General features: G+C 63.5%; 12 protein-coding genes. 6 read left to right on the top strand and 6 right to left on the bottom strand.

Going from position 1 to position 13597, the window contains the following annotated elements:
• Positions 1-51: 51 nt before the first annotated feature.
• Together C41B8_RS05990 and C41B8_RS05995 are read right to left on the bottom strand one after the other, a co-directional pair.
• Complete coding sequence (locus C41B8_RS05990) at positions 52-783, bottom strand: LytR/AlgR family response regulator transcription factor (RefSeq protein ID WP_037335485.1); 732 nt, start codon at positions 781-783, stop codon at positions 52-54.
• Entirely contained in the window at positions 780-1835 is a 1056-nt protein-coding gene (locus C41B8_RS05995) for a sensor histidine kinase (RefSeq protein WP_037335487.1), read from the bottom strand. The genes C41B8_RS05990 and C41B8_RS05995 overlap by 4 nt, the downstream gene beginning before the upstream one ends.
• A 139-nt stretch (positions 1836-1974) precedes the next feature.
• Between C41B8_RS05995 and argH the strand changes: the two genes are divergently transcribed.
• A complete protein-coding gene (gene argH / locus C41B8_RS06000; protein ID WP_037335489.1) occupies positions 1975-3366 on the top strand; it encodes an argininosuccinate lyase in 1392 nt (463 codons plus the stop codon).
• 118 nt (positions 3367-3484) lie between these two features.
• Here argH and C41B8_RS06005 read toward each other — a convergent pair whose 3' ends face one another.
• A complete protein-coding gene (locus C41B8_RS06005) occupies positions 3485-4351 on the bottom strand; it encodes an NAD(P)-dependent oxidoreductase (RefSeq protein ID WP_198025074.1) in 867 nt (288 codons plus the stop codon).
• Positions 4352-4422: 71 nt separating this feature from the next.
• On the opposite strand from C41B8_RS06005, the gene C41B8_RS06015 reads away from it, so the two are divergent.
• Positions 4423-7449, top strand: a complete 3027-nt coding sequence (locus tag C41B8_RS06015; protein ID WP_051883157.1) for a DUF748 domain-containing protein — start codon at positions 4423-4425, stop codon at positions 7447-7449.
• A gap of 10 nt (positions 7450-7459) precedes the next feature.
• On the opposite strand, the gene speA is transcribed toward C41B8_RS06015, so the two are convergent.
• Positions 7460-9313, bottom strand: a complete 1854-nt coding sequence (speA, locus tag C41B8_RS06020) for a biosynthetic arginine decarboxylase (protein WP_198025075.1) — start codon at positions 9311-9313, stop codon at positions 7460-7462.
• A gap of 62 nt (positions 9314-9375) precedes the next feature.
• Between speA and speE the strand changes: the two genes are divergently transcribed.
• Positions 9376-10224, top strand: coding sequence for a polyamine aminopropyltransferase (gene speE / locus C41B8_RS06025; protein WP_037335501.1), 849 nt, complete (start codon positions 9376-9378; stop codon positions 10222-10224).
• Between the two features lie 341 nt (positions 10225-10565).
• On the opposite strand, the gene C41B8_RS06030 is transcribed toward speE, so the two are convergent.
• Positions 10566-11618 carry a hypothetical protein gene (locus C41B8_RS06030; protein ID WP_037335504.1) on the bottom strand — a complete coding sequence of 351 codons (1053 nt, stop codon included), beginning with the start codon at positions 11616-11618 and terminating at the stop codon, positions 10566-10568.
• 151 nt (positions 11619-11769) lie between these two features.
• On the opposite strand from C41B8_RS06030, the gene C41B8_RS06035 reads away from it, so the two are divergent.
• The 3 genes from C41B8_RS06035 to C41B8_RS20030 all read left to right on the top strand — a co-directional run bounded on the left by C41B8_RS06035 (position 11770) and on the right by C41B8_RS20030 (position 12784).
• Complete coding sequence (locus C41B8_RS06035; RefSeq protein ID WP_037335506.1) at positions 11770-11967, top strand: CsbD family protein; 198 nt, start codon at positions 11770-11772, stop codon at positions 11965-11967.
• 37 nt (positions 11968-12004) lie between these two features.
• Positions 12005-12442, top strand: a complete 438-nt coding sequence (locus tag C41B8_RS06040; protein ID WP_037335756.1) for a host attachment protein — start codon at positions 12005-12007, stop codon at positions 12440-12442.
• A gap of 165 nt (positions 12443-12607) precedes the next feature.
• Positions 12608-12784 (top strand): DUF1328 domain-containing protein, encoded by a 177-nt coding sequence (locus C41B8_RS20030; protein WP_037335509.1) that lies wholly within the window; start codon positions 12608-12610, stop codon positions 12782-12784.
• A gap of 89 nt (positions 12785-12873) precedes the next feature.
• Here C41B8_RS20030 and C41B8_RS06050 read toward each other — a convergent pair whose 3' ends face one another.
• Positions 12874-13491, bottom strand: coding sequence for a response regulator transcription factor (locus tag C41B8_RS06050; protein ID WP_037335512.1), 618 nt, complete (start codon positions 13489-13491; stop codon positions 12874-12876).
• Positions 13492-13597 lie beyond the last annotated feature (106 nt).

Raw genomic sequence — 13597 nt, forward strand, 5'->3', positions numbered from 1 at the left:
AACTCTCGCTCGTGAAGGTTTTCAGAGATGGCCGGTCGCCTAGGCGAAGTCCTAAGAATCCAGCAGCGCGCGCACCTCGGCCAGGCGGCGGCGCGAAACGGGCACGGCAGTGTCGATATGGCGTAGGGTCAGGCTGGCGCTGCCGTCGCTATTGTATTTGAGCCCGGTGACATGGGCACGAGCCACCAGCGCCTTGCGATGCACCCGCATGAAGTTGTCGGACAGCGATTGCTCCAGCGTGGCCAACGACTGTTCGATCAGCAGCTCGCCATGCAGATGGAACACCGACGTATATTTCCGATCGGCCCAAAAATACAGAATGTCGCGAATCGCAACGCGCTCGATGCCGTCGCGGGTACGGGCGCTGACATAACCCATGGGGCCGCTACCGTCGGGCTGTCCAGCGAGCGCCGCGTACTGGGCTCGGCTCGGTCGGCGGGCCCGCGCCAGCGCTTCGGCCAAATCCTCACGCCGTACGGGTTTGAGCAGGTAACCGTCGGCCTGACTGTTATGCGCCGACAAGGCGTGCTCGCTGTGCGCCGTCACGAAGATCACCGCCGGCGGCAGTTCGGTTGTCGCGAGCTCACGCGCGACCCGCAGGCCGTCGATACCGGGCATATGGACATCCAGCAGCACGGCATCCGGCGCGAGTTCAGCCACACGCTCGATCGCGGAACGCCCTTCGGAAGCCTCGCCGACCACGACATGGTCCGGGAAGCTCTCGATCATGCGGCGTAGCCGCTCGCGAGCGAGCGGTTCGTCGTCGACGATCATGACATTCATGGGGGTGCGTCTTCTCGATCTTGTTGGGGCACTGCAAGCCTTACCGTGAACCAGGTCGCGTCCTGAGTGAAGTCAAGCCGGGCTCGCCCCTCGTAGGCCAGCGCGAGCCGACGTCGGATGTTCGACAACGCTTGTCGATGCCCCGGCGCCCGTTCCGCGGCGGAGGCCACCGGGTTGCGCACCTCCGCGAACAACATGCCATCCGCTATCCACGCGCGTACTCGTACCGTGCCCCCATCGGGCAACCGGGCGACACCGTGGCCGATCGCGTTCTCGACCAGCGGCTGCAGACACAATGACGGCAAGCGGCCTTCGCGCGCCGCTGGCGACAAATCCACCTCCATCGCCAGCCGGTCGCCCAGACGCAGCTGCTCTATACGCACATAGGCCTCGACCAGTCGCATCTCGTCGACCAGCCGAATCGCGGTCGGCGTCTCGGCCTTCAGGCGGGCCCGCAGCAGCGTGGCCAGGTCTTCGAGTGCGGTTTCGGCCTCGGCCGGGCGATGCTCGATCAATGCGGCCACACTGTTGAGCGTATTGAACAGAAAATGCGGTTCGATACGCGCCTGCAACGCTTCCAGTCGCGCTCGCAACTCTGCCTCGGCGTGTACGGCCCAAGAGGCCCGCAACCAGAAATAGCGCAGCGCCAAGGCGGCCACTACGGCACAGATCCCCAGGCTGCGAGCGAGAAATATCTCCTGACTGCTGTGCTCGATGATCAGGCCGAAACCGGTGAAGCGGCCGGCCACGAAAATGATCTCGGTGACTGCCAGCGTCACCAGCAATAGGCAGAGATAGGACAGTCCGACCACCGTACGCGTACTCATGCGGCCGGCATGGCGTCGGATCAGACACAGGGCGGCGGCGCTGCACACACCGATCCATTGCAGGTAGACCGATAACAGGAACAGGCGGCGCCATAAATCGCCGGACATGGAACTGCCCAGCGCCAGTACGATCGCCACGGCCTCGCACACGATCAGAACCCGAACAACACGCGAGCCGGTGCAGAAATCCGGCAGGATGGCGGTCGGTTGTTCGGGCTCGGACATTGGCGACAGTGTTTGAACAGCGCCGCATCGGCGTCAAGCCCGGCTGCCGGCCGCCGGGCCGGCATTGCTATACTCGCGCGCTGTCCGAGACCGCTCCGCGGCACGCGCGGGCGGCGCCCATCACCACCGGAGCACGCCGATGAGCACGCAATCGAGTCACCAGACCTGGGGCGGCCGTTTCGCCGAAGGCCCGGATGCCCGGGTCGCCGCGTTCACCGAATCGATTTCGTTCGAAACACGCCTCGCGCCGTACGATATCCGCGGCTCGATCGCGCATGCGCGCATGCTCTCGACCATCGGTGTGCTGAGCGCCGACGAATTCGGCGAGATCGAAGCCGGGCTGAAAGCCATCGAGGCCCGTATCGCTGCTGGCGACTTCCCGTGGGACGCCGCGCTCGAAGACGTGCACATGAACATCGAGGCGCGGCTGACCGACGACATCGGCGCGCTCGGCAAGAAGCTGCACACCGCCAGATCTCGCAACGATCAGGTCGCCACCGACGTGCGCCTGTGGCTGCGCGACACGCTCGATGCGCTTATCGACGAAGTGAAGCGTCTGCGCGCCGGCCTCATCGAGCTCGCCGAGCGGGAAGCGGACACGATCATGCCCGGCTTCACCCACATGCAGGTGGCCCAGCCGGTGACCTTCGGCCACCACATGCTGGCCTGGCAGGCGATGCTGGCGCGCGACAGTGAGCGGCTGGCCCAGATCCGGGCGCGGGCCAACGTCCTTCCCTTGGGCGCGGCCGCGCTGGCGGGCACCACGTTCGCCATCGATCGCGAAATGGTCGCCCAGGAACTGGGCTTCGACGGCGTCATCGACAACTCGCTGGATGCGGTCTCGGATCGTGATTTCGCGATCGAGTTCGTCTCGGCCGCGGCCACGATCATGATGCATCTGTCGCGGTTCTCCGAAGAGCTCATCCTCTGGATGAGCCCGGCGTTCGATTTCGTCGAGCTGCCCGATCGCTACTGCACCGGCAGCTCGATCATGCCGCAGAAGAAGAACCCGGATGTCGCCGAACTCACGCGCGGCAAGACGGCGCGCGTACAGGGCCATCTCACCGCCCTGCTCACGCTGATGAAGGGCCAGCCGCTGGCCTACAACCGCGATAATCAGGAAGACAAGGTGCCGATGTTCGACACCGCCGACACGGTGGGCGCCTGTGTCGCTCTGTTCGCCGATATGGCCCCGCATATCATGGTCAAGCGCGAACAATGCCGGGAAGCCGCGCGCCGTGGCTTCGCCACCGCCACCGATCTGGCCGATTACCTGGTGCGGGCCGGCGTCGCCTTTCGCGATGCCCACGAAATCGTCGGCAACTGTGTGTCGCGCGCCATCCGCGAAGGCTGCGATCTGGCCGAACTGGAACTCACCACCCTGCGTGAATATTCCGATGCCATCGGCGAAGACGTCTACGAAGTGCTGACGTTGGAAGGCTCCGTCGCCGCCCGCAACCACATCGGCGGCACCGCACCCGACCAGGTGCGCGCGGCCGCTGCGCGGGCGCGTCACGCCCTGGAAAGCTAGTTAAGAACATCGTCCGCAAATGAACACTAACCGGCGCAAATATAAAACAAAGATATGTATTGATTGGCGTCTAGTTTCGCGTTCATTTGCGGACTAATCGGCCTGCCCGCCAGCGACGCTATTTATCGAACAGATCCGCTCGGGCGCGATACAGCGCCGAGATATCCTCGTCGCCGTGGCCGTCGGCCATGAGCTGTTCGTATTCCTCGCGCGTCTTGGCCGATAACGGCAGCTTGCCCTGCTTCAGGCTCGCCATGTGCAGGCAGATGCCGAGATCCTTGTGGTGGTGCTTGAGCTTGAAGCCCGGATCGAAGACATCCTTGACCATGGTCTTGCCGCGGTGATTGACGAACCAGTTGCCCGCCGCGCCGGAACCGACCACATCGACCACCTTGTCCAGCGGCAGCTCCATGGCCGCAGCAAACCGCATGGCCTCGCACACCGCCTGATTGATGCCGGCAACCATGATCTGGTTGACGGCCTTGGTCGCCTGACCGAAGCCGATCGGACCCATCAGCGTGATCCCCGCGCCCATCGCCTCGAGCACGGGCGTGACCCGTTGAAACACGGCCTCGTCGGCACCGACCATGATCGAGAGCGTGCCGTTCTTGGCGCCTTCCGTGCCGCCGGACACCGGGGCATCGACGAATGCGGCCCCGGTTTCGCCGACACGCCGGGCGGCTTCCTTGGCGGTATCGCTGGCCACGGTGGAGCAATCGATCACGACGTGTCGCTCGGTAAGCGCGCCACATAGCGCATCGACCATTTCCAGCACGTCGTCGTCCGCGGACACACACAGGACGATGGCCTCGGCGTGGGCCGCGGCTTCGGCCGGATCGGTGACCACACGCACATCGTGTTCGCCGGCGAAATCCTCGGCCCGGCTCGTGGTCCGGTTATAGACCGCGGTCAGCAGCCCCGCCTTGTGTAGATTGGCCGCCATGCCGTGGCCCATGCCGCCGAGACCGAGAAATGCGCTGTTCATGACATCGTTTCCATGCGTGATTTTCGTTCGATGATAAGCTCTTGATACCCAGGGCCCAAACCGGCGAATACATGGCAGTCAGACGTGGCGCGCGATGGGCGCTGATCGCAACCGGCGCGCTGATCGTGGTGATTGCGGCCACGCTGATCATCGCCCCGCCGTTCGTCGTGCGCTATGCCCTGCAGCATTATCTGAAAGCCGAGGGTGTGACCGTTGATATCGGCGGGGTCGATGCCAACGTATTCACCGGTCAGGTTTCGCTCGACGACGTCCAAGGCCGCGGCCCGCACCACCGTCAGTTCAACATCGGGCACGTGGCGGTCGATATCGATTACCGGCCGCTGGCCGATCACCATATCGATCTGACCGTGATTCGTCTCAGCAAGGCCCGCATCGATGTCGGACGCAATGCCGACGGTCAGCTCACGGTTGCCGGCGTGCCCATTCCGCTCGGCAGCGGCGGCGCATCGAGCGGCTGGGGGTTCGGCGTGGGCGGCGTCACGCTCGGCAATGTCACGCTGCACTACCGCGAACCGGTCAACGGCGATCGGCCTGCGGTGGACGAAACGCTCGGCATCGACAGCCTGCATATCGGCAAGATTGCGACCTGGCAACCAAGCCAGGCCACGCCGGTACGGGCCCGGCTCAAGGTTGCCAATGGCCAGCTCGATCTCGACGGCCACCTTAGCCCTCTCGGTGCCACCCGCCGGGCCAACTTTGCCGTCCAAGCCAAGAATTTCGAGATGAAAGCATTCACGCCGCTGGCACGGCTGGGCTACATCACGAGACTCGAAGGCCGGTTCGACGCCGATCAACAATTGTCCATCACCTACGGTGCCGACGGCACCCTGCAAGGTCGCCTGAAGGGGCAGAGCAGTTGGCATGACGCCCGCATGACCGCTACCGACGGCACCCATCTTCGTGGCGACACGCTGTCCTGGCAGGGCGACGAACACGCCACCCTCTGGCCCGGCAACGGCCAGCCGGGCACGATCACGGCAGACGGCACGTTACGGCTGGCCGGCATTGTCGCCAAGCGCGCGAGCCAGCTCGATTTCACCCAGAAAAGCGCTTCCTGGAAGGGCAAGGCCAAGGCCACGCTCGGGCAGACGAGCACCCGCGTGACCACGACCGGCCAGCTGGACGCCGAGAAAACCAACCTCGCCTCCGGCAACTGGCTGGACCTGGCCAGTGATGCCGAGCACCTCACCGGTGGCCTCGACCTGACGCTCACCCCCGATGAAACCCGCATCGACACCGATGGCGGTTTCAAAGCCAGCGGCATGGCGTTTTCGGTACCCAACACGGTGCGCATGAAAAGCCATGCGCTGGACTGGACCGGCAAGACCACCACCCGACTGGCCGGCCACGGCACCCGCATCGACACGAACGGCTCGCTGGCCAGCGATCAGCTGGTCTTCGACGTGCCGCAAACCAGTCACGTCACGGCCGACCATGTGAACTGGAAAGGCGACGTCGCCCTGCACAGCGCCCATCTGTTCTCTCGCCGCGCGAAAGGACAGCTGGATGCCAGCGACGTCCGGCTGGATATTCCCGGCGCGCCGATTCGCATGTCAGCGGCCCATTTCGGCTTCGATGGCAACTATGCGGAACAGCCCGACACATCCGGCCAGGCATTGCGCCTGACCCTGTCGGGCGAAGCCCATAGTCACAAGCTCGATGCTATCGACACCGCCATCGACGCGCCCTGGGTCGCCCTATTGCAGACCGAGGCGAGCGGCATTGATATCAACGGACTGAATTCGATCAATGTCGGCAGCCTGAAATCCAGCGGTGTCCGTATCCTGGGCGATACCAATACCGACAGCGCCGTCATCCAGGCCGTATCGATCAAGGCGACCCGGTTCTCACTACAGGATCTGCTGCACTACAGCGTTCACGACCTGGAACTCGACGGCGCGAACATCCATACCCGCCGCGACGCCCACGGCATGGGCGTGATCAGCGAGTTTGTCGACAGCATGTCGAACAGCACCGGCAAGACCAAAAGCCAAGCAAGCCCGGCAAGCTCCAGCTCCGACGCTGCCGGCCAGACCACGGCCTCGCATTCGGCAACCTCGACCTACGCGGTGGACCATCTGCATCTGTCCGGCCCGGCCATCGCATTCGTCGACACCACCATGACGCCGACCGTCAACGTCACCGGCTCGAAGCTGGATTTCACGCTCGATCATCTCGACACCGCCAAACCCGATCAAAGCGCGAATTACACCCTGGGCCTCGACGTCGGCGCCTACGGCCATCTGGACAGCCGCGGCAAAATCGCGCCGTTCGCGCCCGGCGGTATTCACATGGATCTCGACGCCTGGCTGCGCTCGCTGGCACTGGCACCCATGTCGGGTTATCTCAACGCGGCCATGGGCCGCAAGATCTCCAACGGCGTCGCCGACGGCACGCTCAACCTCAAGGCCACCAAGGGCCAACTCAACGGTGTGCTGGATACCACCATCACCAATTTCCGCCTGGCCAACAGCGCCACCAAGGAAACGGATATCGCCTACGGCATATCGATGAACACGGCGCTCGGCCTGATCCGCGGCCAAAACGACATCATCCATTTCCGCACCAAGATCCTGGGCGACGTCACCAACCCGTACTTCTCGATCGACAACCTGATCCGCGAGGCCGTGCTCGCCGGCCTGCGTACGGCGCTGCTGTCGAATTATTCGCCGGTCGGGCTGCTCAACAACATCAAGAACGGTTTCCTCAACCTGTTCCGGTCGGTCGAGGATCGGCCCGCTATCTTTGCCAAGGGCAAGCATTACGTGCGGCCGGAAGACCGCAAGTATCTGGCACTGATCGCCAAGGCGATGCGCCAACATCCGCCGTGGGTCCTGCATCTGGCCGGCCAGGCCGTACCGGCCGATGCCAAGGCAATGAAGCTGGATGGCTCGGCCGCGGCACAGCATGCCAAGCTCGAGCAACTGGCCCGACAGCGCCAGCAGGCCGTGCGCGATTATCTGGCCGCGCGCAACGTCAATCCGGCCCGGCTGATCGGCGGTAACCCGTCAGTTAAGACCAACGATCAGGCCAAGCCGGCGGTCAAGTTCTCGCTCAACAAGAACGACAAGGATTGATCGCCGGGCGTCAGGATTCCAGCAGATAGGTATAGCCGGCCAGGCCGGCTTCCAGCAGCGCTTCGCATTCCGCGCGCTGGCCCGGCGCCAGGCCAGCGGCATTCAGCTTGCGACGATAAGCGCGACGCAATGCTTCCGGCTCGAAGTGCACATAGGTCAGCAGCTCATCGGTCCGATCGCCGTGCTGGGCATCGCCGAGATGCCAGGCGCCATCGCGAATCTCGACGTTCACCACGTCGGTATCGCCGAACAGATTGTGCATGTCGCCCAGGTTTTCCTGGTAGGCGCCGACCATGAAGATGCCGAGGCGGTAGGTCTCGTCGTCGCGCAGCGCATGCAGCGGCAGCGTCGAATCCAAGCCGTTCTCGTCCACATAACGATCGAGCCGGCCGTCCGAGTCGCAGGTCAGATCGCACAGCCGAGCATTCTGATCGGGCGCTTCGTCGAGACGCGCGAGCGGCATGACCGGAAACACCTGATCCAGCGCCCAGACGTCCGGCACCGACTGAAACACCGAGAAATTCACGAAATACTTGGTCGCGAGTTTTTCACGCGCCGCCGTGACCGCGGCGCGGTCGTCGGCATCGTCCGGTGCGAGCCGCGCCAGCGCGCGATAGACCGAAGCGGCCTCACGCTCGGCCTCGGCGCGGTCGGCGAGATTGAGCTCGCCGGCCACGAAACGGGCCTGAACATCCGCCAGATGCGCGCCCACTCGATCGAGCTGGGCCGAGGCCGAGAGCTTGTCGTCCAACACCGCCGGCGCGACTGCCACGCTGGTCTCGCTGTCGATGACCTGGGTGAGCAACACCGCGTGGTGTGCGGTCAGTGCCCGACCGGATTCGCTGATGATATTCGGCTGCGGTAGATCGAACCGCTCGGCCACCCGCGCCAGCGCGCCGACCACGACATCGGCGTAATCGGGCACGCCATAGTTCATGGAACAGAACGAACGGGCCCCACGGCCTTCATAATCCACCGCCAGACCGCCGCCGACATCCACCGTGTCCACGGGCGCACCCAGCGCGCGCAGGCTGCGATACAGATGCGCGGTTTCGTCCATGGCGCGGGCAAGCGCGGCATGATCGGCCACCTGCGAGCCGACGTGCACGTGCAGCATCGACACACAATCCAGAATGCCCAATTCGCGCATCCGCGCGACTGCGGTCACCACTTGATCGGCCGTCAGGCCGAACTTGGATTTCTCGCCCCCGGTGTTCTGCCAGTGGCCCGCCGCGACGCTTGCGAGGCGCACTCGTAGCCCGAGCCGCGGGCGCAGCCCCAGCGCGTCGGCCAGCTCGGCGATCGGCGCCAGTTCCGACGGTTTTTCCACCACGATGTAGACGCGGTGGCCGAGTTGTTGTCCGGCCAGGGCCAGCCGCAGGAAGGAGCGGTCCTTGTAACCGTTGCACACAATAGTGGAGCCCGGTCGGGCCAGCGCCAGCACGGCCATCAGTTCGGGCTTGCTACCAGCTTCCAGTCCGGCGCGATCGCCCCCGGCGGTGACCAACTGCTCGACCACGGCGCGCTGCTGGTTCACCTTGACCGGGTAGACCACCGTATAACGCCCGGCATAGTCATGGGCGCCGCGCGCGGCGTCGAACGCATCGGCCAGACGATTGAGCCGGTCGCCCAGAATATCGGTGAAACGCACCAGCACCGGCAGGCGCAGCCCGGCGTCGCGGATCTCGTCGGCCAGCGCGTCCAGATCGATGCCGGGCTGGTCGGCGGCCGGCCGTACTTCGGCGTGGCCGGCCTCGTTGATCCCGAAATAACCGTCGCCCCAGGTGGCGACCCGATACAGGCGGCGCGCGTCTTCCAGCGTCCAGCCGTCGGCGACTGCTTCTCGAGCGGATACGGACATCATCTATACTGCCAACTCATCCAGTGAATCGAACCGCCGACAACGGCGAAGGAGCATACCGCGCCATGGTAGCGGACGAATCGTGGTTCACCGAGGCCAGCGACGAGCTGGGCGTCGGCTTTTCGTTGAAAATCCGAGACAAACTCCATGAGGAGACCTCGGACTACCAGACCATCGCCGTCTACGAGACCGAAACATTCGGCCGCCTGATGACGATCGACGGTCTGGTGATGCTGACCGATCGCGACAACTTCGTCTATCACGAGATGATGACCCACCCCGCCCTGTTCGCCCATGGCCGGGCGCGCAACGTGGTGATCATCGGCGGTGGCGATTGCGGCACGCTGCGCGAGGTCCTCAAGCACGACACGGTCGAATCGGTCACCCAGATCGATATCGACGAACGCGTGACTCGTGTGGCTGAGCGTTATTTCCCGCGGCTGGTCGAATCCAACGACGACCCGCGGGCCCGGCTGGCCTTTGAGGACGGCGTGGCCTGGATGGCGGCCGCCGGCGATGCCACGGTGGATCTGATCATCATCGACAGCACCGACCCGATCGGCCCGGCCGAAGGGCTGTTCAACGAGGCTTTCTACCGGCAATGCCATCGCGTGCTCGCCCCGCACGGCCTGCTCGTGCAGCAGAGCGAATCGCCGCTGGCACACGCCACCCTGATTCATGACATGCATCGCGGCTTCAAGCGAGCCGGCTTTGCCGCCACGCACCTGCTGAGTTTCCCGCAGCCGAGCTATCCCACCGGCTGGTGGTCCGCCACGCTAGCCGCACGCGACGACCTCGCCCTGGCCGTGCCGACCGCGGAGCTGGATTTCCATACCGAGTACTACACGCCGGCGATGCACCACGCGGCATTCGCGCAACCGGCCTTCATCCAGCGCGCCCTGGCCGGCGACTGAGCGCGACAGGACGCTGCGACGCGGGCTCAGCCCCAGGGCATGTTGAGGTTTCGTGCGAGCGCCGCGTTGGCGTCCGCAAATCGTGTCCGGCAAGGCGCGAGTCTGGGTCGTGGCGTGCCACGACCCAGACTCGCAACGCCGCAGGGCGCCCCTGGTTAATTTTTAATGGGCGGCCCAACCCGAAGGGACAAGCGCCCTTAAATTAACGACACGACGGCAATACAGCGTTATAGCTCTCTCGCGTATGTCCACTACGCCACGTTCGCTACGCCTCGTCTTGCCGCCCCTAGTTAATTTTCAGGGAGCGCTTGGCACGGACTCGCACGAAACCTCAACACGCCCTAGCCCAGCGCCTTGGCGAATTCTTTCGAGCCATAGAAATCGGCCAGCTGGTCGCGCACCAGCGTCTCGAGCAGGCCGGTGTCGGCCAGTCCGGCGATCAGGTCAGGCGCCAGCGCGGCCACTTCGTCGGCCACGACCTGGCGATCGATACCGACATGGCCCATCAGCTCGGCCAGCGTATCGTCGCCGTGTCGGGCGAAATACGCCTGCACGCCCTGGTCGATCATAACGCCGAGATATTCGGTCTCGCGCAGCGAGCGCCAGACCTGCAGGCCATAATCGACCAGCCGCTGGAGCTCGTGCGAGGCCACGGCATCGGCGATGGACAAGGGCTGGTCCGCCATCGCGGCCCAGATCTCGTCGGCCAGCGCGCGCAGACGGTCGCCGTCCAGTGAATCGAGCAACAACGCTTCAGTACGCGCGAGCGTGCGCGCGGTGTTGGCCTCGATATAGGCTTTCACCCGGCTCTCGACCTGTGCCTCGAGGCCCGGCATGCGACGGCTGACCGCACTCGACGACCCTTTGATCAGCCGCGATACGCCTGGGATCGACCGAATCGCACCGGAATCCGAAAAAATATAATCCTTGATGCCCTGATACAGCACGTCGGACGCCAGCGCCGTGTAGACCGGGCTTTTCAGCAGACGCTGGATCAGCCGCACCCGCAGGTTTTCCAGTTCTACCGCCAGCGCCACGCCGTCGTCGAACAACGCCTGATCGATCACGTCGCGTACACGCGTTTCACGATTGACGTCGAGCCGTACCAGTTCGTCGGCGATGCTGCCGATGACGGCCGCCAGTTGATCGGGCAGCTCGAGGTCCAGCGCCAGTCGTTCGGCCGCGCCGCGCACGGTATCGCAATCGATCACCTCGGCCAGCGTGGTGCGTTCGGCCCAATCCCAGAAGGCGTCGACCAGACGCGCCAGCCGCTTATCGCCGCGGCGGCCGCGCCAGGCCGCCAGCTCATGGGCGACATGGGCTTCGAACAATCGGTCGGCGATATCAGGGCGGGCGGTTTCAGGCATGACGCGGGCATCGATGAGCGTGGACATCGAGCTTAATGATTATGGCTGGCCCGGGCGACCATCCGCCGGTATCCGGCCGCAGCAATACGCCTGCTGGAAACGATAGGTAGTTGCCCGGATGGTGTGCTCGCCACACGCTGATAGCGTTCGTCATACAGTTTCCAACCGTGAGTTCGCTATGAACGACGATCAGTTCGAAGGCAAATGGGATCGTATGAAAGGCTCGGTGCGCGAGCATCTGGGCCGTCTCACCGACGACGATGTCGAAGAGGTTCGCGGCAAGCGCGAAAACCTGCTTGGCAAGATCCAGGAGAAGTACGGCGACACCAAGGAAGCCGCCGAAGAAAAACTCCAGGAGTTCGAACGCAAGTTCTAAGACCGACCGTCGGGTGGCACCGACAAAGCGAGGTTTCATGGCCAAGCAATGGATTCTGGTCGCCGACGCGGCAGCGGCTCGCCTGTTTTCTCGCGAGAACGCTGGCTCGCTGTCGCGCGTGAATGCGTTCTATCACGACGACAGTCGCAAGCACGAAGGCGATCTGCGAACCGGAGGCAAAGGCGAGATCGAGGATTCGGCGGCGCACGGGCGTCATCAGGCCGATCCTCAGACCCGCACCAGCGAAAAACACGAAGACATCTTCGCCAAGGAGGTCGTGGGCAAGCTCAAGGCCGGCCTGAACGACGATGCCTTCGACGAGCTGGTGCTGGTGGCAGCGCCTCAGTTTCTCGGTCGGCTGCGCGATCATCTCGACAGCCCGCTGTCGCAGCGCGTGGCCGCGACCATCGACAAGGACTGGACCAACCAGAACGATTCCGAGATCCAAAAACATCTCGATTCGCAGCTCGGTTGATATCGTCTCTCTCAAGAGACGTTTTCACGTCGTGTGGTTCATGCCTCGTACATGAAACCACGCGATACTCAAACTGTGCCGGGCGACCGGCTGGGATGAATTTTCAATGATTGGATTCATTCCGGCCGGGCCGCTCGAACCCGCACAACAACAAGGAGGCGGATCATGCTCGGATGGGCTGTCGTATTTTTCGTTATCGCCATTATCGCGGCGGTGTTCGGTTTCGGGGGAATTGCCGCCGGAGCGGCTGGCATCGCTAAGATTCTGTTCTTTATCTTTGTCGTGCTCTTCGTACTGGCGTTGATATCCAACGCAGTCCGAGGTCGCGGGCCGAAGATATAGCTCGATGAAAAAAGCCGCTGATCAATGATCAGCGGCTTTTCGGACTACGCCGGGCAACTTTTTGTTTTGGCGTGCGAAACCTGGCGCTTTTAGCTTTCCTGTTGCGCGCCCGCGGCTAGCCAGATGCGCACAAGATGCGCCAGTGAATCGGCCTGAAGCTTTTGCATGATATGTACGCGGTGTGTTTCCACCGTACGCGCACTAATGCCTAGATCGGCCGCGACCTGCTTGTTCGCTTTTCCGTCGACGATGCCGCCAAGCACCTGTTTTTCGCGCGGTGTCAGGGTATCGATCAGCGCTGCGCGCTGACGCGCATCGCGCTGAAGCCGTTCGTTGGTATCGCTGGCCCGCGAAAGCTCGTACAGTTGCTTTAGCAGGTAGTCGGGATCGAACGGTTTTTCGAGAAAGTCGACCGCTCCCAGGCGCATGGCTTCCACGGCGTGTTCAATATCGCCGTACGCACTCATCATCACGATATCGATTTGAATCTGGCGTGCGATCAATTCCTTCTGCAGGGCGATGCCGTCCATATCCTGCAGCCGAAGATCAATCAGCGCACAGCCGGTGGCCGATTCGCAACGATCGAGAAAAGCCGAGGCGCTGGGGTAGCAAAAGGCCGGATATTCGGAGCCACGCACCAGTGTTTTCATCGACTCCCGAACGCCGGGGTCATCATCTACGATATGGATAGCAAAATCATTACGCATAGCGTCTCCCGGCTGCTCGGCTTCGATCTGCCATGTTCAACCACGGCGATCGTACGCAAAGCCGATATCTTATGGCCGCCTCGGTCATTTCGCCACCGTTAACCGA

The organism is Salinisphaera hydrothermalis C41B8, from assembly GCF_000732535.1.
Taxonomy (GTDB): domain Bacteria; phylum Pseudomonadota; class Gammaproteobacteria; order Nevskiales; family Salinisphaeraceae; genus Salinisphaera; species Salinisphaera hydrothermalis.